The organism is Denitratimonas tolerans, from assembly GCF_037203605.1.
GTDB classification, from domain to species: Bacteria; Pseudomonadota; Gammaproteobacteria; order Xanthomonadales; family Xanthomonadaceae; genus Denitratimonas; species Denitratimonas tolerans.
Genome location: NZ_JBBDHC010000005.1, coordinates 1 through 24715 on the forward strand (window position 1 = coordinate 1; position 24715 = coordinate 24715).

The window sequence follows — 24715 nt, forward strand, 5'->3', positions numbered from 1 at the left end:
GGCGGCAACGGCACGATCACGCCGGCGTCGCAGACGGTGGCCTTTGATGGCACGGCGAGCTTCACGGTCACGCCGGCCAGCGGCTACCACGTCGTGAGCGTGAGCGGCGACACCTGCACCGTCACCGGTTCGGGCAGCAGCTACAGCGCGGCCAATATCCAGGCCAACTGTGCGGTCACCGCGACCTTTGCGATCAACCAGTACACCGTGACCTTCGTGGACTGGGATGCGACGGTGCTCAAGACCGAGCAGGTGAACCACGGCGATGCGGCCACCGCGCCGGCCGACCCGAGCCGCACGGGCTACACCTTCGCGGGCTGGGACGTGGCGTTCAGCAACGTCACGGCGGACCTGACGGTGACGGCGCAGTACACGATCAACCAGTACACCCTGAGCTTCGACAGCCAGGGCGGCAGTGGCGTGGCCCCGATCACGGCGGATTTCGGTGACTCGGTGACCCTGCCTGCCGCACCGACCTACGCAGGCTACACCTTCGTCAACTGGAACACCGCGGCGGACGGTTCGGGCGCGCCGTACTTGGCCGGAGCCAGCTTCACGATGCCGGCGACAAACACGACGCTGTATGCGATCTGGACGGTGACTCAATACACCCTCACCTACACTGCCGGCCCCAACGGCAGCGTCGATGGCCAGGCATCGGTGACGCACAGCGTGGTGGTGGGTGGAGACGGGCCGCAGGTCGAGGCGCTTCCCGACATGGGCTGGTCCTTCGATATCTGGAGCGACGGGGTGACCGCCAATCCGAGGCAGGACACCAACGTCCAGTCCGATCTCAGCGTGACGGCCAGGTTCACCCAGCGCTGCGACATCTACTGCGATGGCTTCGAGGCGGGTGCATCGCCGCGTCCGGATGCGCTGGCCGCACCTGGGCAGGGCGGCGCGGCGGGTGCGGTGGTCGGCTGGTCCATCGCCGCTTCGCCCGTGGGCGGCATTGATCGGGCCCTGGAACTGCTGGATGCGCGCGGTCAACGCGTGGCGTGGATCGAGGCATCGGGTACGGAAGGCGGGCAGCGCCTGCGCCTTGGCTGGATCGATGCGCAGGGTGCCGAGCAGCGCGGTGCCTGGGTGCCGTGGAGCGCGGATGATCTCCTGCTGTACGCGTGGGACCTGTCGATGGACGATCTGATGCTGCGCTTTGGCACCATTGGCCGTTTCCCGGATGATCTGGCTCTCCGGCTGCCGCCCGGCAGCCCGATCCCGGAGGCGGCTCGCGCGCTGCGGGCGTTGCCGTCCTACTGATCCGGAACCAGGCGTGATGGAGCGGGGCGAAGCAGGTCTTCGCCCCGCTTTTTTGGTTTTTCACCCGGGTCCGCGGCCCGCAGGCCACGCGGGCACTTCCGGCACTTTGCCGGCGCGGCCGGTGCTTCTACCATCGCGGTCTTGCGCAACCACACGGGAGCTTGGCGGGATGATCAGGATTTTGGCAGGCGCGGCGCTGTCGTTCGCCGTCGCGGGCGCGATGGCGGCCCCGCATGGATTGACGGCGGAGGAACTGGTGGCGCTCGACCGCGTTTCAGCGCCAGTGCTGTCGCCGGACGGCGAACAGGTGGTCTTTTCGCTGCGTCAGGCCGATGTGGCGGCCAACAAGGCCACGAGTTCGCTCTGGGCCATTGCGCTTGACGGCAAGACTCCCGCACGCCGCCTGCTCGCGCCCGGTACGGCCGCGACGGCGGCACAGTTTTCGCCGGATGGCCAGCAGCTTTATTTCCTGTCTCCGCGCTCGGGCTCCATGCAGGTGTGGCGGCTGCCGATGGCAGGCGGCGAAGCGCAGCCGGTGACGGCCTATCCGCTCGACGTGGGCAGCTATCGCCTGTCGCCCGACGGCACGGCGCTGGCCTTCAGCCTGGAGGTGTTCAACGACTGCGTCGATCTTGCCTGCAGCAAGGCGCGCCTCGACGAGCGTGCGGCAGCCAAGACCACAGGGGTTCTCTACGAGCGGCTCTTCGTGCGGCACTGGGATACCTGGGCCGACGGACGCCGCAGCCAGCTCTTTGCCGCGGCGATCGGTGCCGACGGCCGCGCGGCGGAAGCCCCGGTCAAGGTCAGCCGCGACATCGACGGCGACGTGCCGTCAAAACCCTTCGGCGGGTCGGAGGAGTACGCCTGGTCGCCGGACGGGAAGAGTCTGGTGTTTTCGGCCCGCATCGCCGGAAGTTCGGAGGCGTGGTCGACCAATTTCGACCTGTATCGCGTGCCGGCCGATGGTTCTGCGGTACCCGTCAACCTCACGCCGGACAACCCGGCCTGGGACACCGCGCCGGCGTTCGCTGCCGATGGCAAGGTGCTGTACTACCTTGCGATGAAGCGCCCCGGCTTCGAGGCCGATCGCTTCGCCCTGATGGAGAAAAACCTCGCCACCGGCAGCACCCGCGAGATTGCGCCGGGCTGGGATCATTCGGCGGGCGGCATCACGCTCTCGGCGGACGGCAAGCACATCTACACCGCCACCGACGACGTCGGCAATCACCCCATCCACGCCATCGAAATTGCGACCGGCAAGAGCCGGCGCATTACCGGCCCGGGCTCGGTCGAAGGCTTCGATCTCTCCCGCGATGCACTGGTCTATACCCAGTCTTCCCTGGGTTCTCCGGCGCAGCTCCACGCCGCGCGTGCGGACGGAAGCCAGGCGCGCACGCTGGCGACGTTCAACCGCGAGGCGTTGGCCGACGTGCGCCTCGGTGCCTACGAGCAGTTCAGCTTCCCCGGCTGGAACGATGAAGTCGTGCACGGCTACGTGGTCAAACCCTGGAATCATGAGGCGGGCGGGAAGTATCCGGTGGCCTTCATCATCCACGGCGGGCCGCAGGGTTCGATGGGCAACAACTTCCACTACCGCTGGAATCCGCAGACCTATGCGGGACTCGGGTTCGCCGTGGTGGTGATCGATTTTCACGGCTCGACCGGCTATGGCCAGGCCTTCACCGACTCGATCTCGGGCGACTGGGGCGGCAAGCCGCTGGAAGACCTCAGGAAGGGCTGGGCCGCGGCGCTGGAAAAGTACGACTTCCTCGATGCCGACCGCGCCTGCGCGCTGGGTGCCAGCTATGGCGGCTACATGGTCAACTGGATCGCCGGGAACTGGAACGAGCCCTGGAAGTGCCTGGTCAACCACGACGGCGTGTTCGACACCCGCTCGATGGGCTATGTCACCGAAGAACTGTGGTTCACCGAATGGGAGAACGGTGGGCCGGTGTACGAAGTGCCGGCCAATTACGAGAAGTTCAATCCGGCGAACCACGTTGCCAAGTGGCGGGTGCCGATGCTGGTAGTGCAGGGTGATCGCGATTTCCGGGTGCCGACGGACCAGGGCTTGTCCACCTTCACCGCCTTGCAGCGCCGTGGCATTGCCTCGCAGCTGTTGTTCTATCCGGATGAGAATCACTGGGTGCTCAAGCCGCAGAACAGCATCCAGTGGCACAACGCGGTGGCTGACTGGCTCAAGCGCTGGACGGCTGCCGGTGACTGATGCCGCCGCGCGCCGGGGCAGATGCGCGTGGCCCCGGCGCGAGTCACCGGGTCTCGGTGCGCGCCAGTGCGGTCAGGTTGGGCGTCAGACGGATCAGGAGCTTCTGCAGCTCGGCGTGGCTGCGCGTGCCGGTCTTGGCCAGCAGGCGCTTGATGTGCGTGCGCACCGTGTCGGGTCGGATCAGGAAGGCCTGGGAAATCCCCTCGGTGCTCAGGCCGCCGACCAGCGCGTTGGCGATGCGTGACTCGGTGGCGGTGAATCCGAACAGGCCGCGCAGTTCGTCGGGATCGTGGCACGGCGCGGCCTGCAGATTGTCGATCAGGATGAGGAGCGTGGTTGCGGGCGAGGATGTGGGATCGAGGCCCACGAGCAGGCCGTAGTAGCGCGCGATGCGGCTCCCGTCGGTCCGCAGCGCGAGGCAGCGCGAACGGTGGCGGCTGCCTGCCCGGACCTTGCCGGCAATGTCCCTGAGCGCGCCATTGAGCCCGGAAGCGTGGTCGTATTTGCGCCCCGGCGCCAGGCGGCGCTCGGAATCCAGCACGAGCCGCCGGCCATCGCGCAGGATCTGATCGGCTGCCGCGTTGTGCGTCACCACCGCGCCCGCGGCGTTGAGCAGGAAGATCGGCCGGTTCCATGCGTTGGCGGCGGCCCGGTGCGTGGCCAGCTCGCGTTCGAGCTGGCGAATCCTGCGGCGCTCGCGCAGGCGGTGCGCGACATGCGTGTGGAACAGCCTCAGCGCATCGCGCTCGCAGGCAGAGAACGGTTCCTTGTCCGCACCACGGAAGAGCCGCAGGCTGATCAGGTGCTGCGGGCCGGTCCGCGCATAGTGCGAGAGGCCATAGACCAGGTCGCCGTGCGGTGCCAGGAAGCGCGTGTGGAACGGGTGATGACGCAATTCGTCCGGTGCCATCACCTCGCGTGACACGATGCCGCGGTCGTTTCGCAGCGCATCGTTGCGAAGCGCCTCGGGGGAGAAGGGGTCGATGGAACGGAATCGGGCGAAATAGTCGTTGAGGAACTGCGAATCGGTGCTCGCGCTGGCGCGCAGGCGGGCAACGCCGCCGGCTTCCTCCCATTCGTAGGCGAACGCCTGGCAGCAGGGGATCAGCCTGACGACGGCGTCAAGGGTCAGCTGCAGGAGCCGCTGTTCGTCCGCCGTGGCGTCCAGAGCGGTCAGGAGCTGCAGGAGTACGGCTTCCGGCGTGGGGGGCAGTGCCGACAGCTCGGGGGGCGGGGTGGCATGGGTATTCATGGTCCCGGATCCTGCAGCGATGTTGCGACAGGTATTGTCGCGCATGGCTTGCTGGTGCTCATGTTGTCCCCCTGTATTCATCCGAAGCCCGCGGGCAGAGGGCGGCTCGGTGTGTCCGTGCGCCATGTATTTCCCGTTTTCCGCCCCGGTGTGAAGTGTCTTTGCAGGCCTCCCTACCTTGTATCGGGTAAACACGGATGCGGGTATAGGAAAATTCCTACCCAGTCCGGGTACCCAGGCGCGAAGCCGCCGGATCGGCAGGCGTGCAGGCGCGATGTGCATCGGCGCAAGTTTTGCTATACTGCGCGGCCCGTTCCGCTGCATGGACCGGGGGTTGGACCGCGCGGCAATCGCCGGGCACAAGAAGCGGATGCGAGCAAGAAGGAAAGCGCGGCCAGCGCCGCCGCTTGCATCGGTGACATAACAGCGGCCTCGTGCCGCACCTCAAGGACACATCGTCATGCCCAAGATGAAGACCAATCGGGCGGCGGCAAAGCGCTTCCGGAAGACCGCTTCCGGCAAGTTCAAGTGCGGCCACGCCTTCAAGAGCCACATCCTCACGAAGAAGTCCACCAAGCGCAAGCGCGGCCTTCGTGCGCCCAATCACGTTCGTGCCGAGGACGCAGGTCGCGTCCAGCGCATGCTTCCTTACCTCTGAGGAGCACTGAGTCATGGCACGAGTCAAGCGTGGAGTCATCGCGCGCCGCCGGCACAACAAGGTGCTGTCGCGCGCCAAGGGCTATTACAACGCCCGTCGCAAGGTCTATCGCGTCGCCAACCAGGCCGTCATCAAGGCCGGTCAGTACGCCTACATCGGCCGCAAGCAGCGCAAGCGCCAGTTCCGCGCGCTGTGGATCGTCCGCATCAACGCTGCGGCGCGCCAGTTCGGCCTGTCCTACAGCCGCCTGATGAATGGCCTCAAGAAGGCCGACATCACGCTGGATCGCAAGGTGCTGGCCGATATCGCGGTGCACGACATCGCCGCCTTCGGCGCGATTGCCGAAAAGGCCAAGGGCGCACTCGCGGCGTAAGATGCCGCACGGTGGCCGTGGCCACCGCAGCTGCCCGCGGCGGCCTGGCCGCCCACGCATGGGGAAGGGCGCAAGCTCTTCCCCATGTGCGTTTATGGACTCCGGAAGATCCGGCCTGGGCCGGACAACCTGCAGGGATCGGAATGGACGATCTGGATACGCTGGTGGACGAGGGCCTCGCCGCGATCGCGGACGCGGGCTCGCTCGATGCGCTCGACGCGGTGCGCGTGCGCCTGCTGGGAAAATCCGGCAGCGTGACGGCGCTGCTCAAGAACCTCGGCAAGCTGCCGCCCGACGAGCGCCGCGCGCAGGGTGAGCGCATCAACAGCGTTCGCGATCGCCTGGGCGAGGCGCTGGGCGCGCGCAAGGCGGCGCTGGAGAAGGTGGCGCTGGACGCGCGCCTCGCCGGCGAGCGCATCGACATCACCCTGCCGGGCCGCGGCGGCGAGCGCGGCGCGGCGCATCCGGTGTCGCGCGCGCTGGCGCGCATCGTCGCGATCTTCGAGCGCCTGGGTTACCAGGTGGCCGATGGCCCGGAGATCGAGGACGACTGGCACAACTTCGAGGCGCTGAACTTCCCGCCGCACCACCCGGCGCGCACGATGCACGACACCTTCTGGTTTCCGGACGGCCGCCTCCTGCGCACCCATACCTCGCCGGTGCAGATCCGCACCATGGCCGGACGCCAGCCGCCGATCCGCATCATCGCGCCGGGCAAGGTCTACCGCAGCGATTCCGACCAGACCCACACCCCGATGTTCCATCAGGTGGAAGGCCTGCTGGTGGATGAAACTTCCAGCTTCGCCGACCTCAAGGGCACCCTCAAGCAGTTCGTGGACGCCTTCTTCGAGCGCGACTTCGAAATGCGCTTCCGCCCCAGCTACTTTCCTTTCACCGAGCCTTCCGCCGAAGTGGACATCGCCTGGGATCGCGGCGACGGCAGCGCGCCGGGCTGGCTGGAAGTGCTCGGCTGCGGCATGGTGCATCCCAACGTGCTGAAGAACTGCGGCATCGACCCGGAGCGCTACAGCGGCTTCGCCTTCGGCCTGGGCGTGGAGCGCTTCGCGATGTTGCGCTACGGCGTCGCCGACTTGCGCAGCTTCTTCGACAACGATCTTCGCTTTCTCAGGCAGTTCGCTTGAGAAAACGAGGGATTCGGGATTGGGGATTGGGGATTCGCAACGGCAACAGCGTTGCGTCTCCCACCCACATCACCGCATCCCGCTTTTGACCAATCCCCAATCCCCAATCTCGAATCCCGGCTCTCATGAAATTTCCCGAATCCTGGCTGCGTGAACATGTGTCGGTCGAGGCCGACCGCGATACGCTGGCCGCGACCCTGACCGCCATCGGGCTGGAAGTGGAGGGCGTCGAGCCCATCGGTGCGCTGCTGCCTGGCGTGGTGGTGGCGCAAATCCTCTCCTGCGAGAAGCACCCCGAGGCTGATCGTCTGAATCTGTGCCAGGTGTCGACCGGCGCGCAGACCGTGCAGATCGTCTGCGGTGCGCCCAACGCGCGCGCGGGCCTCAAGGCACCGCTGGCGACGGTCGGAGCCGAACTGCCCGGCGGCCTGGTGATCAAGGCCGCGAAGCTGCGCGGGGTGGAATCGTTCGGGATGCTGTGCTCGGCGAAGGAGCTGGGCGTCGATGCCGACGCCTCGGGCCTGCTCGAACTGCCCGAGGATGCGCCGGTCGGCACGCCGATCGCCGAGTTCCTTTCCCTGCCCGACGCCAGCTTCGAGCTCAAGCTCACCCCCAACCGCGCCGACTGCTTCTCGGTGCGCGGGGTTGCCTACGACGTGGCGGCGGCGCTGGGCGGTGCGGTGAACGAATTCGAGGTCGAGGCGGTTCCCGCAGGCGTCGAGGACCGGCGCGAGATCGTGCTGGACGCCCCGGCCGACTGCCCGCGCTACTGCGGCCGGATCGTGCGCGGCGTCGATCCGACCGCGCCGACGCCGTTCTGGATGGCAGAACGCCTGCGTCGCGCCGGGCTGCGCCCGATCAGCGCGCTGGTGGACGTCACCAACTACGTGATGCTCGAACTCGGACAGCCGATGCATGCCTTCGACCAGAGCCTGCTCAAGGGTTCGGTCCACGTGCGCCGTGCGGCGCAGGGCGAGCGCCTCACGCTGCTGGACGAGCGCGAAGTGAAGCTCGATCCCGGCTTCCTGGTGATCGCGGACGAATCCGCGCCGCTGGCGGTGGCCGGCGTCATGGGCGGGCGCGATTCCCGCGTCACCGACGATACCCGCGACGTGTTCCTGGAAAGCGCTTTCTTCGCGCCCGAGGCGATCATCGGCCGCGCCCGCACGCTCGGTCTGCATACCGATTCATCCCAGCGCTTCGAGCGCGGCGTCGACCCGGAACTGGCGCGCCGTGCGCTGGAACGCGCCACCGCGCTGGTGCTGCAGATCGCCGGCGGCACGCCCGGGCCGGTGGTCGAAGCCAGCGACGGCCAGCGCCTTGCCGCACACACGCCGGTGCGCCTGCGCCGCGCGCGGCTGGAGCGGGTGCTGGGCATGGCGGTTCCCGATGCCGAGGTCGAGCGCATCCTGCGCGCGCTCGGCATGGGCGTGTCCGCCGATGCCGAAGGCTGGCTGGTGGCCCCGCCTTCGCGCCGCTTCGATATCGCCATCGAAGAGGACCTGATCGAGGAAGTGGTGCGCATCCACGGCTACGACCGGGTACCGCTGCATGCGCCGACCGGTCAAATCCAGCTCGCGCCGCTGCCCGAGGCGCAGGTGCCGCTGGCGGCCTTCAGCGCGCAGCTGGCCGCGCGCGGCTATTTCGAGGCGATCAACTACGCCTTCCTGGACGTTGCCGTGCTTCGCGCCTGGTCGCTGGATGCCGGTGCCGAGGCGCTGGCCAACCCGCTGTCCAGCGAGTTGGGCGTGATGCGCACCGCGCTGCTGCCCGGGCTGGTCGAGGCGCTGCGGCACAACCTGGCGCGCCAGCAGTCGCGCATTCGCTTGTTCGAAACCGGCCGCGTCTTCCTGCGCGACGCCGATGGCCCGCGCGAGGCGCTGCACCTGGCGGCGGTCGCCTGCGGACCCGCGCGCGCCGAACAGTGGGGCGAAGCGGCGCGCGAGGTCGATTTCTTCGACCTGCGCGGCGACTTCGAGTCGGTGCTGGCGCTGGTTGGTGATGCCGGTCGGGTGGAATTCCTGTCGGCCGATGTGCCGTGGCTGCACCCCGGGCGCAGTGCGCGTATCGTCCGTGATGGCCGGCTTCTGGGCCACCTTGGCCACCTGCATCCGGCCCTGCTGCACGCGCTGGACATCGGGCAGGAGGTCCTGGTGATGGAGCTGGATCAGGCTGTGCTCACGCAGCGCGCCGTGCCTGCGGCGCGCGAGCTCTCGCGCTTCCCCGCCGTTCGTCGGGATCTGGCGGTCGTGGTCGCCCAAGCCATGCCCTGGGCGGCGATCGAGGCCAGCCTCAGGACGGCGCTGGGTGCGCAGCTTCGAGCCGTGATGCCGTTCGATGTCTACCAGGGCAAGGGGATGGAAACGGGATTCAAGAGCGTTGCTATGGGCTTGATTTTCCAAGACGATTCACGCACCCTAGCCGAGCAGGATATCGAGAAGGCCGTTGCGGCCGCGCTGGACGGTCTGGCGCGTGACTGTGGGGCGACACTCAGGGGAGCGTGATGGCATTGACCAAGGCCGACATGGCTGATCGGCTGTTCGAGGACGTGGGCCTCAACAAGCGCGAAGCCAAGGAATTCGTCGATGCGCTGTTCGACACCCTGCGCGAGGCGCTGGAGGGTGGGCATCAGGTCAAGCTGTCGGGATTCGGCAACTTCGACCTGCGCCAGAAGAACCAGCGCCCCGGCCGCAACCCCAAGACGGGGGAGGAAATCCCGATTTCGGCACGCACCGTCGTGACCTTCCGCCCCGGACAGAAGCTCAAGGAGCGCGTGGAAGCCTATGCTGGACCCGGGAAGTAATCGCGAGCTTCCGCCGATTCCGGCCAAACGCTACTTCACCATCGGTGAGGTCAGCGAGTTGTGCGACGTCAAACCGCACGTGCTGCGCTACTGGGAAACCGAGTTCCCCAACCTCAAGCCGGTCAAGCGGCGCGGCAATCGCCGCTACTACCAGCGCCACGATGTGCTGACCATCCGCCAGATCCGCGGGCTGCTCTACGACCAGGGCTTCACCATCACCGGCGCGCGCCAGCGGCTGGAAGGCGAGCAGGGCAGGGCGGAGGCGACCATTTCCAGCCAGATCGTGCATCAGGTGCGCGTGGAACTGGAAGAGGTGCTGCAGCTCCTGCGGCGCTGAGTCCCGTCGATCCGAGGCGCTCGTGCAAGCCACGCGGCGCAAACTCTGCTAACATGTGCGGCCCGCCGCAGCACCACGCGACGAGCGGGCTGATCCAACCATCGGGGTATAGCGCAGCCTGGTAGCGCACTTGTCTGGGGGACAAGTGGTCGTCGGTTCAAATCCGGCTACCCCGACCAAATTCCAGTTGCGAATCAGCGGCTTGTGACTTTTGTCCAAGCCGCTTTTCGTTTTCAGCCGATTCCCATCCTGATTCCACCCATCGTGCGAGCGCGCAACAGGCGCGTCTTGCGCCAGTGCGGGTCGTGGCCATCGGAGTGGCGCGCCGGTGGGGCCGCGCCAGCGGCGCGTGGAAGTCCTGGCCCCATGGTGGAAGAGGATCGCGGCGCGGGGAGGCGCGAGCGCCCGAACCCGGCCGCCGGGCCCCGAGGCTGACAACAACAGCCCGGCCGGAAGGCAGGCCGCCTGCCGGATCGCGGCCAAAGAAAAGGGCCTGCATCGCTGCAAGCCCTCGAAAGATTTGGCGCCCGAAGTTGGACTCGAACCAACGACCCCCTGATTAACAGTCAAGTGCTCTAACCGGCTGAGCTATTCGGGCGGGCCGCCCATTATATGGCCTGGCGTGGAGTGGTCAAGACGCGGATGTTCAGTGTGCGGATGTTCAGTGGGCCCTTCCGGTACCGGCGGTTCAGGGGCGATCGGTTCCGGCGGCGGGTTCGGGCGCATCGCGCTCCTGCAGCGCCATCCGCGCCAGCGCCAGCAGGCGTTCGGCGGAAGGAGCAGCCAGGCGCTGGCGGAACGCGGTCAGCGTGGCGTCGCGGTCGAGTTCGCGCGCGTTGGCCAGGGTGTCGGCCAAGGCATGGCCGAGGCTGTCGAAGATGAGGCCGTAGGCCACCGCGTGCACCAGCCCGCCCCCGAGCGTGCCGAAGCCGGGAAAGGCCTTGAGCGCGTTGCCGACCACCGCCAGGGTGATGGAGCTTCCGGTGCGCAGCAGGCCGCCGGCGCGCGAGAGCAGGTCGTCGACGTCCACGTCGCGCGCGCGCAGGCCGTGGATCTGGCACAGCTCGCGGGTGAGCGCGGTCGCCAGCGCGCCCTGGATGACGAGGTCGGTGCCGGGCGCAACGGCGGCGAGCGCGCCGATCACGGCGCGGCGGGTGTAACGCTCGATGGCCTTGTCGCTGCGCTCCTGCTGCTCGCGGCGCTCGCCTTCGGCCAGGCGCTCGTCGATATGGGCGAACAGGGCGGCTTCGCGCCCGGGCTCCAGCGCCTGCGTGCCCGCGCGTGCGATCCGGGCGAGCGCGCGCTGCAGGGCGTCGACCTGCGCCGGGCGCTCGCGCCGCAGGATCTCGTGACGGCCGTCGTGGTGCTCCCGCACCACGTCTTCGAAATGTCCGGCGCTGGCGCTGACCACCTCGGCACCCAGTTCGCGCACTTCCTCGGCGAGCCGGCCGGTGAGCGCCTTCAGTTCGGCCGGGGTGTAGCGGTCGGCCTTGTTCAGTACCAGCACCAGCGGGCGGCCGAACTGCGCCAGCGCGGCAAGCTCCTGGCGCTGGCTGCGCGAGAGGTCGGCGTCGACCACGTAGATCAGCGCGTGCGAGCGCGCCGCCTCGGCCCGCGCCAGCGCGATGTGTTCGCTGTCGCCGGCCTCGAAGCTGCCGGGGACATCCGCGATTTCCAGGGTGCGGCCGTCCGGCAGCAGGCCGCGGTGGTGGCTGATGCGCCGGGTCGATCCCCCCACCGCGCCGATCTCGGGTGCGGCGTCGGGTGCGAGCGCCTTGAGCAGGCTGCTCTTGCCGGTGGAAATCTGGCCGAACAGGCAGGCCTGAACCGCCCCTTCGGCGCGGCGGCGGTCCAGTTCGCCCAGTTCTCCGCGCGCCTCGAAGCCTTCCGGCACGGAGGCGCCGATGCGTTCGATCCGGGCCTCCAGGGTGCTGCGGTCGATCGCGGCGGCGCGCGGCGTGCGCGCGGCGCGCGGGCGCAGCAGGCGCCACACGCCCCACAGCGCAAGAATGACCAGCGCGGCCATGAGCGCGGCGAATCCGATGCGGACCCATTCGGGCCAGGCTTGCAGGCGATCCCATACCGAAAGTGCGGCATCGGTGGCGCGCAGCAGGGTCAGGGTGAGCATTGCCACACCCAGCATCAGTGCGGCGGCAAGCAGGAGTCGCAGGGGTTGGCTGGGTCGTTTCATCGCCTGCTCGCGGTGGGATGAGGCAATGTAGCGCTTGAACCGCGCCGCGGCCATTGCGAGGATGCCACGGGGGCCAAGGGCTGGACGCGCGCAGGCGCAGGGGGTTGGACATGGGTCGATGGGCGCACGCGCTGGTCGCACTGGGGTTCGTACTTGCGTTCGGGGCACGCGCGCAGGGCGTTCCCGAGTCACCCCTCTTCGTCCCGATGACGGCGGCCGATGGCCTGCCTTCCAGCCACGTCAACGCCTTGGTGCAGGACCACGACGGCTACCTGTGGATCGCGACCCACGACGGATTGGCGCGGTATGACGGGGTGGAGTTCAAGGCGTTCCGCCACGCGGTCAACGATCCGGCCTCGCTGCCGAGCAATTCGGTGGAGTTCCTGCACGTCGATGCGCGCAACCGCCTGTGGGTAGGCACGGAAGGGGCGGGCCTGAGCCTGCTGGAACCCGACGGGCTGCATTTTCACCGCTATGGGCCGGAGTTCGATCCGCGCTTCCGGCTGCGCGACGTGTGGGCGATCGCCTCCGGCGCGGATGGCGTGATCTGGGCCGGCGGCTATGCCGAGGGCCTGTACCGCTTCGATACCTTGGCCGATACGGTCGAGGTGCTGCGCGTCGATCCCGAAGGCGGCGGGATGCCGTCCAACCACATCCTCAGCCTGCTGCCGCTGCCCGATGGCCGCCTGCTGGTGGCCACCAGCGCCGGGCTGGTGTTCCTGCGCGACGGGCGCTTCGAGGCGGCACCGCCGTTTCATCACCCCAGGCCCGGCATGGTGCTGTCGCTCCTGGCCGAGCCGGACGGATCCATCCTGGTGGGCACGCAGGCCGGGTTGGAGCGGCTGGTGGATGGCCGCTTCGAGCCGGCGTTCCCGGGGGCGGAAAACGAGGCGGCGCTGGCGGCTGGCGTGAACGCGATGCTGCGCGACCGCGATGGCGAATACTGGCTTGGCACGCGCTCCGGGCTGCGCCATGCGCGCGGCGGACGCGTGCACGACAGCCGCACCCACGCCGCGCTGCCGAGCGCGGAGCTGGTGCAGTACATGCTGGAGGATCACGAGGGCGGGCTCTGGTTCGTGCTGCGCAACACCGGCCTGTTGCGGCTGCGCCCGGATTGGGAGAACTTTGCGGTACTCAGCCGCGGTGCGCCGGAGCTGGGCGGGCTGAGCAGCGATGTCGTGTCCGGCAGCACCTCCGATGGCGAAGGCGGCATGTGGCTGGTGCATCGCGACGGCGGACTCGAGCGGCTTTCCGCGGCGGGGCGTTCGACCCGCTACTTCGAGACGCTGGACGGCACCGTCCCGTGGCGGCAGCTTTCCGCCGTGCTGGCGCGCGAAGACGGCCGGCTCTGGCTGGGCCACACCCGCGGCGTGAGCTTGTTCGACCCGGTGAGTGGCGACCTCACCCACTGGCTGAGCGACGCCGAACGCGATGCCGCTCCGGTCGGCATGGTCGACCAGCTGCTTTCCGATGGCGACGGGCGATTCTGGATGACGGCCTACGGCGGAGGACTGCAGTACCGCGATGCGCAGGGGCGGGTGCTGGGAAGCTGGGCAAGCGGCGCGCCGGACGGCCTGCCGGACGGTTCCATCGAAGGATTGGTCCACGATCCGGCGGGGCGCCTCTGGATCGCGGGCGACTTCGGCGTGCTGCGGCAAACCGGCGACGGACGATTCGAAGCGATGCGCGGGCTGCCGCCGGGCCGCATCATGGGCCTGGCGTTTTCGCCCGATGGCGAGCTGTGGACCGTGCGCATGGGGTTCCTTGAGCGCCATCGCGTGCGCGATGGCCTGCTGGAGCGGGTCGACCAGGTGGGCGAGGCGCAGGGCCTTCCCGCGGTGGAAGTGGGTGGCGTCGTCGTGGATGCGGCCGGAGATGTGTGGCTCACCACGGTGCGTGGCCTGTGGCGCTATCAGGTCGCGTCCGGCAGCTTGCTGGGCTTCGGCGTGCGCGATGGCTTGCCCAGCGACGAGTTCACCATGCGACCACCGCGACAGAGCGCCGAGCGCATCATTTACGCCTCGACCATGAAGGGCATGGTGGTGTTCGATCCGGCGCGGATCGGCTTCACCCAGGCCCAGTCACCGCTCCTCATGCAGGAAGTCTCCGTGCTGCGACCGCAGGGGCGCGAAGCGCTGGATTCGACCGCACCGATCCGGCTCGCATGGAACGACCGCGAGCTGACCATCAAAGCGCGCCTGCTGTCCTTCGCCAACCCGCCGTCCAATCGCTACCGCTTCCGCCTGACGGGATTCGAAACCCAGTGGGTCGACGTGGGCGCGTCGGGCGAGCGCGTCTTCAGCCAGCTCGATCCGGGTGACTATCGCCTGGAGGTCATCGGCGACAACGGTTCGGGCGCGTGGAGCGCCGCGCCGCTGCAGCTTGGGCTGCGCGTGTCGCCGCCCTGGTGGCGCAGCGGCTGGGCCTACCTCGGCTACGCGCTGGCGCTGCTCGCGGCGCTGGCCGTGGCCCTGCTGGCACACCGCCGCCGGCTCGATCGCGAACATGCCCTGCAGCTTGCCCAACGCCAGCGCGAATGGGCCGAGCGCGCGTCGGAGGCCAAGAGCAGCTTTCTCGCCACCATGGGGCACGAGATCCGCACCCCCATGACCGGCGTGCTGGGCATGAGCGAACTCCTGCTCAAATCGCCGCTGGACGCGCGTCAGCGCGGCCACGTCGAGGCGATCCGCCGCTCCGGCGACCTGATGCTGCGGCTGGTCAATGATGCGCTCGATCTGGCGCGGATCGAGGCGGGCAAGCTGGATCTGGCCGATGAAGCCTTCGACCTGCGCGCGATGCTGCAGCAGGCCGCCGGGCTGCTGCGGCCGCTGGCCGATGCCAAGGGGCTGGTTTTCGAGGTGCGCCTGGATGCCGATGCGCCGAGATGGGTGCGCGGCGATGGCCAGCGGATGCAGCAGATTGTCCTGAACCTCGCGGGCAACGCGATCAAGTTCACCGAGGTCGGGCGCGTCGATCTGCATCTGGCGCGCCGGGCCGATGGCCAGGCGGTGATTTCGGTACGCGATACCGGGCCGGGCCTGGACGCCGAGCAGCAGTCGCGCCTGTTCCGGCGTTTCGAGCAGGGCGAGGGCAACCTGACCGCGCGCCGCCACGGCGGCAGTGGCCTGGGACTGGCGATCTGCCAGGAGCTCGCCGGCGCGATGGGTGGGCGGATCACGGTGGAAAGCGCGCCGGGCGCGGGATCGACGTTCCGGCTCGAGGTGCCGCTGCCCGACGCCCTCGCGCCGCCCGACAGCGCACCCGCCGCGGCGGCACCGGCGGCGCGGGATATTCTGGTGGTGGAGGACGACCCGGTGGTGGCGCAGGTGATCGCCGGGCTGCTGGCCGCCCAGGGGCATCGCGTGGAGCACGCCGCGCACGGTTTGGCGGCGCTGGCGGCGCTGCGCGAGCGGGACTTCGCGCTGGTGTTCCTCGATCTGGACCTGCCCGGCCTGAGCGGCTTCGAGGTGGCGCGCATGGTCGGCACCGGCGAAGGCGCGCCGCCCATGGTCGCGCTGAGCGCGCGCGCCGATCCGCAGGTGGAGGAACGCACCGCCCAGGCCGGCATGCGCGCCTTCCTGCGCAAGCCGGTGCGCGGCGAGGATCTCGCCGAGGCGGTGCGGCGCTGGGCGAGGTAGGGAATATATGCCCCGGCAACCCGATTCCTGATTAGCCCTGATCCTCAGCCGATGCTTCGGCGAAGAGTGGCTTTGGCTCGCCATTCCCGCATGCTTTTGGCGGAAACCCGGAGACTTGGCTTTTGTTGTGGGGGCATCTGGAAGCAAAGACACTGGATTCCTGCCTTCGCAGGAATGACGAGCTGAGAGTCAGGGCTAATCAGGACCCGATTTTGATCGAACGGAAGGGAGCATGAATAAGTCCGCTGAAAATCCTGATCGAGCGGATCGAATCACGCGTTTCTGCTTTTACCGCTAGTGCGGCAGACTCGCAGGCTTTAACTGTTGCGCTTCATTCGCACCTGAAAGCCAGTCTTCCCATAGCCTGATATTTTTCACTCCTCTCGATCATGACCTTTTTCAATCGATCCTTTGATGATCGCCAGAGAATCGAGAAATCGGCAGATTCCGTGGTGCCGACTGCGCCCGCAGGTTCCGGCGACGGTCATGTTGTGATACAATGCCTTGATTTGCACTGATCCCAGCCCGTCCTTCCTGTGAAGGCAGGAGTCCAGTGTCTTTGCGTCCTGATGCTCCGCATCAAAGGCCAAGTCACTGGATTCCCGCAAAAATCATGTGGAAATGACGAACCAAGGCCGTTCTTCAACGAAGCATCGGCTGAGGATCAGGGCTGACCAGATACGATATTTGTCGCAATTCACTGAACCAATCATCAAGTCCGACGGTTCGTGCTGCGCGTTTGGTATCGATTGCGTCGTTCCATCCGCTCGAACGGACGAGCGTCGAGCCCGCTTGTCGGCCTCCGCTCTTTCCTCCGTTCTTTCTCCGGGTCGATTCCGCGGACTTCCGCGCCGCGCCGCGATCCACCGCGCCTCGCCTCGCGCAGCCGTTCCCGAGCCATCCCTGTCGGCCCTGTTGTCGGCAATCCATCAAAAGGAGAACCTGACATGATGCTCGCGACCGATCTTGACGGCACCTTTCTCGCCGGTCACCCCGAAAACCGCCAGCGACTGTACCAGCTGATCACGGCGCACCCCGATATCAAGTTGGTATTCGTCACCGGCCGTGGGCTGGAAGTGGTGATTCCGCTGCTCTCCGACCCGTCGGTCCCGACGCCCGATTACATCGTCTGCGACGTCGGCGGCACCGTCGTCGACGGCCATACCTTGCAACCGATCCAGCCGCTGCAATCGCAGATCGACCAGCGCTGGCCCGGCGAGCGCGTCGTCGTCGACGCGGTGGCCTCCTTTTCCGGCATCGAGCGACAGGAAGTGCCACAGCAGCGCCGCTGCTCGTATTTCTGCGAACCGGGGGCGGTGACGGCGGAACTGCGCGACATCGCGCGCTCGCTCGGCTGCGAGGTGCTCTACTCCGCCGGGCGCTACCTCGACATTCTGCCCAAAGGCGTCAACAAGGGCAGCACGCTCACGGCGTTGGTGCGCCTGCTCGGCGTCGACGACGACTCGGTGCTCGTCGCCGGCGACACCCTCAACGATCTTTCGATGTACGAGCAGGGCTTCGTCGGCGTATGCGTCGGCGAGTCCGAACGCGCGCTGCTCGACGCCACGGCCGACCGTGCCCGCGTCCTTCACGCGCGCCACGCTGGCTGCGGCGGCATTCTCGAAGCGGTCGGCCATTTCGGATTTCTCGGCACCGGCGGCGTCGAGGCCGAGCTCCGCGAGATGGAGACGGCGGGCCGCTCCGAGCTGGTGATGGTGTATCACCGCCTGCCCTATGAGGAATCGATCCAGAACGGCCGCACCGTCCGCCGGCGCCCGGCCTCGCCGAACGGCATCATTCCGACCCTGCTGAGCTTTTTCGCGAACGGGCAACCCGGCGCGTGGGTCGCATGGTCGATCCACGATCCGAAGAGCGCGATCCCCTTCGAGACGCACACCAGCGTCGACCGGGACCGCTATCCGAACCTCGTTGCCGCGCGCGTGGCGCTGACCAAGGACGACGTCGACGTCTTCTACAAGCGCTTCTCGAAAGAGGCGTTCTGGCCGACGCTGCACACTTTCTGGGAGCGCGCGCAGTTCCGCGAGGACGACTGGAACGTGTTCCTCGAGGTCAACCGGCGCTTCGCCGAGCGCGCGGCGGCCGAAGCGGCCGAGGGCGGAACCGTGTGGCTGCACGACTACAATCTGTGGATGGTCCCGGCGGTGTTGCGCGAGCTGCGCCCGGACGTGAAGATCGCGTTCTTCCACCACACGTACTTCCCGTCCGCGGATACCTTCAACGTCCTGCCGTGGCGACGCGAGATCGTCGGCAGCCTGCTGCAATGCGACTACATCGGTTTCCACATTCCTCGCCAGGCCGAGAACTTCGTCGATGTCGTCCGCGGCGTCGCCCCGCTGACGGTGCTCGAGCGCCGCAACTGCGCGCCGCGCTTCCTGACCTACGGCTGCGCGGTCGGGCTCGACGAGATGACCACGGCGATCGAGGTGCACGGCCGCCGCATCGGCCTCGGGGCGCATCCGGTCGGGCTCGACGTCGACCGCATTCGCACGATCCTCGCCGATCCACGAACCGTCGAGCGCACGACGCAGCTGCGCGGCGAACTCGAAGGCGTGCGCATGATCCTGTCGGTCGAACGGCTCGACTACACCAAGGGCACGCTGGAAAAGCTCCTCGCGTTCGAGCGCCTGCTCGACGAGCACCCCGAACTGCATCGCAAGGTGTCGCTGCTGACGGTGTGTGTGCCGGCGGCGGCCGAAATGACCGTGTACGACGAGTTGCAGACGCAGATCGAGCAGATCGTCGGCCGCATCAACGGGCGCTTCTCGCGCGTCAACTGGGCGCCGGTGAAGTTCTTCTTCCGTGCGCTGCCGTTCGAGGAGGTCGTTTCCCTCTACACGATGGCGGACGTCATGTGGATCACGCCGCTGCGCGACGGCCTGAATCTCGTGGCAAAGGAATACGTCGCCGCGCAGGTGCTGTCGGGCGGCCGGGGCGTGCTCGTGCTGTCGGAGTTCGCCGGTGCGGCCGCGGAGCTTCACGGTGCCGTGCTGACCAATCCGCACGACACCGCCGATCTGACCGCACGCCTCTATCAGGCGATCGCAATGAACCCGGCCGAGGCGCAGTCGCGGCTGCGCGAACTCTTCGCCATCGTCGAGCACAACGACATCCGCATGTGGGGCGAGGCGTTCATCGACGCGGTCAGAAGCTCGCTCGCCGCCGACGAGGCGGCCGTAGTCAAGCAGAGCGAGGCGCTCGCGGCCTAGCGCCTTCCTCAGCGCGCCAGGTCGCCGGAGGATTCCGGCTGGTAGGAGATCGTGGCGACGCGGATGCGCAGCGGGCGGCCGTCCGGGCCGGTCCAGTCGATGCTCTGGCCGACCGACAGGCCCAGCAGTGCCGCGCCGATCGGCGCGAACACCGAAACGCGGCCGGCGGCCGCGTCGGCGTCGGGCGGATAGACCAGCGTCAGGTGGTGCTCCTTGCCGCTGATTTCTTCCACGCAGGTGACCCGGGAGTTCATCGAGACCACATCGGCAGGCATGTCTGCCGGCGCGACCACGTTGGCACGCACCAGCTCGTCACCCAGGCGCTTGGCGATGTCCAGATCGCGGTACGCCGGTGATTCCAGCAGGCGCTCCAGCCGCACCAAGTCCAGGCTGCTGATGGTGAGGGAGGGTTGCGGTTCCGCGGGCATGGGTATTCCTGGCGCAAATCTTGCGTGAACGAAGAGGCGGCGCCGTTGCGCCGCCTCGCGAAAGTCGAAATGTGGTCCGATGGGTGCAGGCTAGCGCGGCTGGGGGCGGGATTCAATCGCCGGCTTTCACGCGCGGCGCGCGCGGAGCCTGCCGGCGCGACATCGCCGGCGGCGGCGCGGAGTCGAGGAGGTCGCTCGGCAAGCCTGCGAACAGGTCGGCGAGCTTGTGCAGGAGCCCCTCGCGCGCGGTGCTGCGCCGCCAGACCATGGCGATGCGGCGATGCGGCGGCGGGGCGCGAAACGGCACCAGGGCGATATCGGCCGACGGTGGCACCGGCGCGGTTACGGCGAGCTGCGGCAGCAGGGTGATGCCCACGCCGGCGGCTACCATCTGGCGCAGTGTCTCCAGGCTGGTCGCGCGGAATCCCGATTTTTCGTCGGCCCCGGACAGGCGGCACACATCCAGCGCCTGGTCGCGCAGGCAGTGGCCGTCCTCCAGCAGCAGCAGGCTTTCTTCGCGCAGGTCGTCAAGCACGATGGAGCGGTGTTCCGCGAGCCGATGTCCGTGCGGCACGGCAAGCAGGAAAGGCTCCTCGAACAGGAAGCGGGTTGCGAGCTGGTCGTCGTGCACCGGCAGGGCGAGGATGGCCGCGTCCAGGCGTCCTTCGCGCAGCTGGCGTAGGAGGACCTCGGTCTTTTCCTCCACCAGCAGCAGCTCCAGCCGCGGGAACCGCTCGCGCACCCGCGGGACGACGTGCGGCAACAGGTAGGGACCAAGGGTCGGGAAGATGCCGAGGCGGACCGTACCGGCATCCGGATCCTGGGAACGCTGCGCGATCTGGTGCAGTTCGTCCACGTCGGCCAGGATGCGCCGCGCGCGCTCGGCAATCTCGCGCCCGACCGGCGTCAGCATCACCCGGCGTGGCGCGCGTTCCACCAGGCTGACGCCCAGCTTGTCCTCGAGCTTGCGGATCTGGGTGGAGAGCGTGGGCTGGCTGACGAAGCTCGCCTCCGCGGCGCGGCCGAAATGACGGTGTTCGGCCAGGGCAACGAGGTAGCGCAGGTCGCGGAGGTTCATGCGGGCGGTCCGTGGGATGCCGGCAATCTACCATCGCGGCCGAGCGCGGTTCGCGCGCTGCGGCATCAGCGCCTCACTGCAGGATCCGCCGCGCCTGCAGGTAGTTCTCGCGCCAGTACGGCCCGTCGAGTGCGTCCATGCGCACCGTGCCGCCGCTGCTTGGTGCATGCACGAAGCGTCCTTCGCCCACGTAGATGCCCACGTGGCTGGCGCGTCGCTTGCCGAAAAAGACGAGGTCGCCCGGGCGAAGCCGCTTGCGCTCCACCCGCGACGCCGCGTGTTCGGACAGGCCCTGCGTCGTGCGCGGCAGGCCCAGCCCCGCCGCTTCCCGGTACACATAGCCGACCAGGCCGCTGCAGTCGAAGCCGCCCTCGGGCGTGTTGCCGCCGTGGCGGTAGGGCGTGCCGACCAGGCCGATGGCGCGGAAAAGCACGTCGTTGGCGACGGTCTGGTTCGCCGTGGCCGGACCTGAGCGCGTCGCGCCGCCGCCGCAGCCGCCCAGGGCCAGCGTCAGGGTCACCAGCAGGATTGCGAGGGCAGGGCGGGAGCATGCGCGGGCCATGGCGACACCGTGGGCAGTGTGGCCGGACTTGTCAATTGTCGCCTCGTGCGTCGCCCCGGCGTGCCTTGGTGCCTGCGAGCCGCTATGCTGCGCGCCCCATTTTCCGGTTTCAGATCCATGAATATCGAGAAGAACAAGGTCGTCACCTTCCACTACACCGTTTTCGACGCGGACGGCAGCCAGGTGGAAACCTCTCAGGGACGCGATCCGCTGGTGATCCTGTTCGGCGCAGGCAACATCATCCCCGGCCTGGAGCGCGCGCTGGAAGGCAAGACCGCCGGTGATCGCGTGGATGTCACCGTGGCTCCGTCCGACGCCTACGGCGAGCGTGACGAAGGCATGATCCAGCGCGTGCCCAAGAAGCGCTTTGGCGAGGCGAAGCTCGTCCCCGGCCAGACCCTGATGGTGCAGACCCAGCAGGGGCCGCGCATGCTCACCGTGGTGAAGGTCGGGATGTCGGTGGTGGACGTGGACCTCAACCACCCGATGGCGGGCAAGACCCTGCGCTTCGAGGCGGAAATCAGCGGCGTGCGCGATGCCAATGAGGAAGAAATCGCCCACGGCCACGCCCACGGTCCGGACGGCCACGCCCACTGATTCCGTCGCGCACGGGGAATGACGCCTGGCACGGTACGCCAGGCGTCACGCTGCGCTAGGCTTTACGGGCCAACACAGTCCGGAGCCATCATGCAAGCGACGTTGCGCGTTCTCCCCGTCCTGCTCCTCGCGCTGGCCGCCGCCGCAGCGCAGGCCCAGTACCAGCAGCCGCCCGAACCGCTGCTGGGCGTGATGCGCGCGCCGTTGCCGCCGGTGCCGCAGCTCGATCCCACCGGCACCACCCTGATGATCGTGCAGCAGGGGCAGTACCCCTCGATCGCGCGCGTGGCCGAGCCGTATCTCAAGCTGGCCGGCGTGCGCGTGGAGCCGCGCATCCACGCCCGCCACGACATGGTCAGCGGCTACGGCATCCGTACCTGCCTGGAAGGGTTTTCCCTGGTGGACGTGGCCACGGGCCGGGAAACCCCGGTGGCCCTGCCGCCCAATGCCTGCCCTGACTGGCCGCTCTGGTCGCCCGACGGGCGGCGTTTCGCCTTCGTCAACACCACGGATGCGGGCGTCGAACTCTGGCTGGGCAAGGTCGAGGACGGCTCCATCCGGCGCGTGGACGGCGTGCGCATCAACCCGATCCTGGAAAACGAGCTGCAGTGGCTGGGCGCGCGCGATGCGCTGCTGGTGAAGACCGTGCCCGAAAACGCCGGGCCGGCACCGCAGAAGGCCGCCGTGCCGCCCGGCCCCGAGATCAAGGACGCGACCGAGGGCGGTGGCGAAAGCAGCACCTACGAGGCCCGCGATACCCTTTCGAGCCCCGAGGACGAAACCCTGTTCGACTACTACGCCAGCGCGCAGCTGGCCGTGGTCGATGCGCGCAGCGGTGCGGTGCAGCGTGTGGGCGAACCGGCCGTGCTGGGCGAGGTGCGCGCGGCACCGGACGGTCGGCACGTACTGGTCGACGTGCTCACGCGGCCTTATTCCTACGTCGTGACCTGGCAGCGCTTCGCGCACGAGGTGACCGTGCTGGACCTGGATGCCGGTACCAGCCGCACTCTCGCCACGCTGCCCGCCGCCGAAAGCGTACCGGTGCGCGGCGTGCCGACCGGACCGCGCGGTTTCGAATGGCGCGCCAATGCGCCCGCCACCCTGGTGTATGCCGAGGCGCTCGACGGCGGCGACTGGAAAAACACCGTGCCCGAGCGCGATCGGGTGCTGATGTGGGCCGCGCCCTTCACCGCTAAACCGGTGGAAATCGCCCGCACCGCGCAGCGCTACGCCGGCCAGTACTGGTTCGAGCGCGACTCGAAGGCCCTTCTCGTCCAGTACGACGCCAACCGGCGCTGGTTAACGATTTCGCTGATGGACGTCGACAAGCCGCGCAGCGCCGCCCGCGTGCTCTGGGATCTCTCGATGGACGAACGCTACGCCCATCCGGGCAATCCGCAGAGCCGCACCCTGGCCAACGGAGCCAGCGTGCTGCGAGAGCAGGACGGGGCGATTTTCCTGGCCGGATCGGGGGCCTCGCCGCAGGGCGATCGCCCCTTTCTGGACCGCTATGACCTCGGCAGCGGCAAGACCGAGCGGCTGTTCCGCAGCGCGCCGGATGCCTACGAGCGCCTGCTCGGGTTCGCCCCGGAACCGGGTGGCCTGCTGACCTGGCACGAGTCACCGATCGATCCGCCCAACGCGTTCCGCCGCAGGCTCGGTGCCGCGCTGGCCGATGCCGCCGCCGGCGAAGCCGCGTTCGCGTCTTCGGCCGAAGCCATCACGCGTTTCCCCGATCCGACCCCGGAAGTGCGCAAGATCAAGAAGCGCCTGGTCACCTACACCCGCAAGGACGGCGTGCCGCTTTCCTTCACCCTCTACACCCCGCCCGGCTACGTCGAGGGTACGCGCGTACCGGCCATCCTCTACGCCTATCCGATGGATTTCGCCGATCCCTCGCAGGCCGGACAGGTGCGCGGTTCCGAACAGACCTTCACCCGCCTGTCGAGCTATCGCCTGCTGCTGCTGGCCGGCTACGCCATCGTCGACAGCGCCGCCTTCCCGATCGTGGGCGATCCGAAGAACGCCTACGACACCTATCTCGAACAGCTCGTCGCCAATGCCGAGGCCGCCGTTGCCAAGGCCGTGGAACTGGGCGTGGTCGATCCCGAGCGCATTGGCGTGACCGGCCACAGCCACGGCGCGCTGATGGCGGCGAACTTGCTGGCGCACACCGATCTCTTTCGCGCCGGCGTGGCCTCGAGCGGTGGCTACAACAAGACCCTGACCCCGTTCGGGTTCCAGAACGAGCGGCGTTCGTTCTGGGCCGCGCCCAAGGCCTACGACGAGGCTTCGAGCTTCTTCCACGCCGACAAGATCAACGAGCCGATCCTGATCGTGCACGGCATCGATGACGCCAACCCCGGCACCGAACCCACCCAGTCGCCGCGCCTGTTCCAGGCCGTGCGCGGTCTGGGCGGCACCGCGCGCCTGGTGATGCTGCCGTTCGAGCCGCACTGGTACGCCGCGCGCGAATCCAACGAGCACTTCGTGGCGGAAATGCTTATCTGGTTCGATCGTTACGTGAAGAACGCCGCGCCGAGGTAGGTCATGGATACACCTCCCCTCTGACGTTGCGGGGACGTGCCGTAGGTCGGGGCTACGTCCCCGACGGGATGTTCGATGCCACGCCGCGTCGGCCACGTAGGGCCGACCTACGGGAAACGATGCGCCACGCGCGACGACGCGCACGGCAACGGCGGCGCGTAGTGCCGTAGGTCGGGGCTACGTCCCCGACGGGATGTTCGATACCACGCCGCGTCGGCCGCGTAGGGCCGACCTACGGGAAACGATGCGCCACGCGCGACGACGCGCACGGCAACGGCGGCGCGTAGTGCCATAGGTCGGGGCTACGTCCCCGACGGGATGTTCGATGCCACGCCGCGTCGGCCGCGTAGGGCCGACCTACGGGAAACGATGCGCCACGCGCGACGACGCGCACG

Annotated in this window: 17 protein-coding genes and 2 tRNA genes; 13 read left to right on the plus strand and 6 right to left on the minus strand. The window is 68.2% G+C overall.

Annotated features, from left to right (window positions below; genetic code table 11):
• Positions 1 to 1260, plus strand: a 1260-nt coding sequence (locus WB794_RS04620; protein ID WP_337334680.1) for an InlB B-repeat-containing protein, incomplete at its 5' end; no start/stop codon positions are given.
• 169 nt (positions 1261 to 1429) lie between these two features.
• Entirely contained in the window at positions 1430 to 3487 is a 2058-nt protein-coding gene (locus WB794_RS04625; RefSeq protein WP_337334681.1) for a prolyl oligopeptidase family serine peptidase, read from the plus strand.
• A 43-nt stretch (positions 3488 to 3530) separates the two neighbouring features.
• On the opposite strand, the gene WB794_RS04630 is transcribed toward WB794_RS04625, so the two are convergent.
• Positions 3531 to 4739 carry a helix-turn-helix transcriptional regulator gene (locus WB794_RS04630; protein WP_337334682.1) on the minus strand — a complete coding sequence of 403 codons (1209 nt, stop codon included), beginning with the start codon at positions 4737 to 4739 and terminating at the stop codon, positions 3531 to 3533.
• Positions 4740 to 5199: 460 nt separating this feature from the next.
• On the opposite strand from WB794_RS04630, the gene rpmI reads away from it, so the two are divergent.
• The 7 genes from rpmI (at position 5200) to WB794_RS04665 (ending at position 10231) form a co-directional block, all read left to right on the plus strand.
• Positions 5200 to 5397 carry a 50S ribosomal protein L35 gene (gene rpmI, locus WB794_RS04635; protein ID WP_337334683.1) on the plus strand — a complete coding sequence of 66 codons (198 nt, stop codon included), beginning with the start codon at positions 5200 to 5202 and terminating at the stop codon, positions 5395 to 5397.
• Between the two features lie 13 nt (positions 5398 to 5410).
• Positions 5411 to 5770, plus strand: a complete 360-nt coding sequence (gene rplT / locus WB794_RS04640) for a 50S ribosomal protein L20 (protein ID WP_337334684.1) — start codon at positions 5411 to 5413, stop codon at positions 5768 to 5770.
• 143 nt (positions 5771 to 5913) lie between these two features.
• Positions 5914 to 6912: a phenylalanine--tRNA ligase subunit alpha gene (gene pheS, locus WB794_RS04645; protein WP_337334685.1), complete on the plus strand. Its 999-nt coding sequence runs from the start codon at positions 5914 to 5916 to the stop codon at positions 6910 to 6912.
• Between the two features lie 125 nt (positions 6913 to 7037).
• Complete coding sequence (pheT, locus tag WB794_RS04650) at positions 7038 to 9416, plus strand: phenylalanine--tRNA ligase subunit beta (RefSeq protein ID WP_337334686.1); 2379 nt, start codon at positions 7038 to 7040, stop codon at positions 9414 to 9416.
• Complete coding sequence (locus WB794_RS04655; protein WP_337334687.1) at positions 9416 to 9715, plus strand: integration host factor subunit alpha; 300 nt, start codon at positions 9416 to 9418, stop codon at positions 9713 to 9715. The genes pheT and WB794_RS04655 overlap by 1 nt, the downstream gene beginning before the upstream one ends.
• Positions 9696 to 10052, plus strand: a complete 357-nt coding sequence (locus WB794_RS04660) for a MerR family transcriptional regulator (RefSeq protein WP_337334688.1) — start codon at positions 9696 to 9698, stop codon at positions 10050 to 10052. The genes WB794_RS04655 and WB794_RS04660 overlap by 20 nt, the downstream gene beginning before the upstream one ends.
• Positions 10053 to 10154: 102 nt before the next feature.
• A tRNA-Pro gene (locus WB794_RS04665) sits at positions 10155 to 10231 on the plus strand.
• Positions 10232 to 10573: 342 nt separating this feature from the next.
• Here WB794_RS04665 and WB794_RS04670 read toward each other — a convergent pair.
• Positions 10574 to 10650 (minus strand) — tRNA-Asn (locus tag WB794_RS04670).
• Between the two features lie 90 nt (positions 10651 to 10740).
• Positions 10741 to 12243 carry a GTPase gene (locus WB794_RS04675; protein WP_337334689.1) on the minus strand — a complete coding sequence of 501 codons (1503 nt, stop codon included), beginning with the start codon at positions 12241 to 12243 and terminating at the stop codon, positions 10741 to 10743.
• Positions 12244 to 12353: 110 nt separating this feature from the next.
• Between WB794_RS04675 and WB794_RS04680 the strand changes: the two genes are divergently transcribed.
• Together WB794_RS04680 and ggpS are read left to right on the plus strand one after the other, a co-directional pair.
• Complete coding sequence (locus tag WB794_RS04680; protein ID WP_337334690.1) at positions 12354 to 15881, plus strand: two-component regulator propeller domain-containing protein; 3528 nt, start codon at positions 12354 to 12356, stop codon at positions 15879 to 15881.
• A 947-nt stretch (positions 15882 to 16828) separates the two neighbouring features.
• Positions 16829 to 19108, plus strand: coding sequence for a glucosylglycerol-phosphate synthase (gene ggpS / locus WB794_RS04685; protein WP_337334691.1), 2280 nt, complete (start codon positions 16829 to 16831; stop codon positions 19106 to 19108).
• An 8-nt stretch (positions 19109 to 19116) separates the two neighbouring features.
• On the opposite strand, the gene rnk is transcribed toward ggpS, so the two are convergent.
• The 3 genes from rnk to WB794_RS04700 form a co-directional block, all read right to left on the minus strand.
• Positions 19117 to 19536, minus strand: a complete 420-nt coding sequence (gene rnk, locus WB794_RS04690) for a nucleoside diphosphate kinase regulator (protein WP_337334692.1) — start codon at positions 19534 to 19536, stop codon at positions 19117 to 19119.
• A gap of 112 nt (positions 19537 to 19648) precedes the next feature.
• Positions 19649 to 20614, minus strand: a complete 966-nt coding sequence (locus WB794_RS04695; RefSeq protein ID WP_337334693.1) for a LysR substrate-binding domain-containing protein — start codon at positions 20612 to 20614, stop codon at positions 19649 to 19651.
• A 73-nt stretch (positions 20615 to 20687) separates the two neighbouring features.
• Positions 20688 to 21176, minus strand: coding sequence for a C40 family peptidase (locus WB794_RS04700; RefSeq protein WP_337334694.1), 489 nt, complete (start codon positions 21174 to 21176; stop codon positions 20688 to 20690).
• Positions 21177 to 21293: 117 nt separating this feature from the next.
• On the opposite strand from WB794_RS04700, the gene WB794_RS04705 reads away from it, so the two are divergent.
• Both WB794_RS04705 and WB794_RS04710 read left to right on the plus strand, forming a co-directional pair.
• On the plus strand, positions 21294 to 21773 hold the full coding sequence (locus tag WB794_RS04705; protein ID WP_337334695.1) for an FKBP-type peptidyl-prolyl cis-trans isomerase: 480 nt from the start codon (positions 21294 to 21296) through the stop codon (positions 21771 to 21773).
• 90 nt (positions 21774 to 21863) lie between these two features.
• On the plus strand, positions 21864 to 24320 hold the full coding sequence (locus tag WB794_RS04710) for a S9 family peptidase (protein WP_337334696.1): 2457 nt from the start codon (positions 21864 to 21866) through the stop codon (positions 24318 to 24320).
• Positions 24321 to 24715 lie beyond the last annotated feature (395 nt).

Coding starts and splice junctions, on each gene's coding strand:
- rplT (WP_337334684.1), top strand. CDS start 5,411: ATGGCACGAGTCAAGCGTGGAGTCATCGCGCGCCGCCGGCACAACAAG.
- WB794_RS04625 (WP_337334681.1), top strand. CDS start 1,430: ATGATCAGGATTTTGGCAGGCGCGGCGCTGTCGTTCGCCGTCGCGGGC.
- WB794_RS04675 (WP_337334689.1), bottom strand. CDS start 12,243: ATGAAACGACCCAGCCAACCCCTGCGACTCCTGCTTGCCGCCGCACTG.
- WB794_RS04705 (WP_337334695.1), top strand. CDS start 21,294: ATGAATATCGAGAAGAACAAGGTCGTCACCTTCCACTACACCGTTTTC.
- WB794_RS04695 (WP_337334693.1), bottom strand. CDS start 20,614: ATGAACCTCCGCGACCTGCGCTACCTCGTTGCCCTGGCCGAACACCGT.
- WB794_RS04700 (WP_337334694.1), bottom strand. CDS start 21,176: ATGGCCCGCGCATGCTCCCGCCCTGCCCTCGCAATCCTGCTGGTGACC.
- ggpS (WP_337334691.1), top strand. CDS start 16,829: ATGATGCTCGCGACCGATCTTGACGGCACCTTTCTCGCCGGTCACCCC.
- pheS (WP_337334685.1), top strand. CDS start 5,914: ATGGACGATCTGGATACGCTGGTGGACGAGGGCCTCGCCGCGATCGCG.
- pheT (WP_337334686.1), top strand. CDS start 7,038: ATGAAATTTCCCGAATCCTGGCTGCGTGAACATGTGTCGGTCGAGGCC.
- WB794_RS04655 (WP_337334687.1), top strand. CDS start 9,416: ATGGCATTGACCAAGGCCGACATGGCTGATCGGCTGTTCGAGGACGTG.
- rpmI (WP_337334683.1), top strand. CDS start 5,200: ATGCCCAAGATGAAGACCAATCGGGCGGCGGCAAAGCGCTTCCGGAAG.
- WB794_RS04680 (WP_337334690.1), top strand. CDS start 12,354: ATGGGTCGATGGGCGCACGCGCTGGTCGCACTGGGGTTCGTACTTGCG.
- WB794_RS04710 (WP_337334696.1), top strand. CDS start 21,864: ATGCAAGCGACGTTGCGCGTTCTCCCCGTCCTGCTCCTCGCGCTGGCC.
- WB794_RS04660 (WP_337334688.1), top strand. CDS start 9,696: ATGCTGGACCCGGGAAGTAATCGCGAGCTTCCGCCGATTCCGGCCAAA.
- WB794_RS04630 (WP_337334682.1), bottom strand. CDS start 4,739: ATGAATACCCATGCCACCCCGCCCCCCGAGCTGTCGGCACTGCCCCCC.
- rnk (WP_337334692.1), bottom strand. CDS start 19,536: ATGCCCGCGGAACCGCAACCCTCCCTCACCATCAGCAGCCTGGACTTG.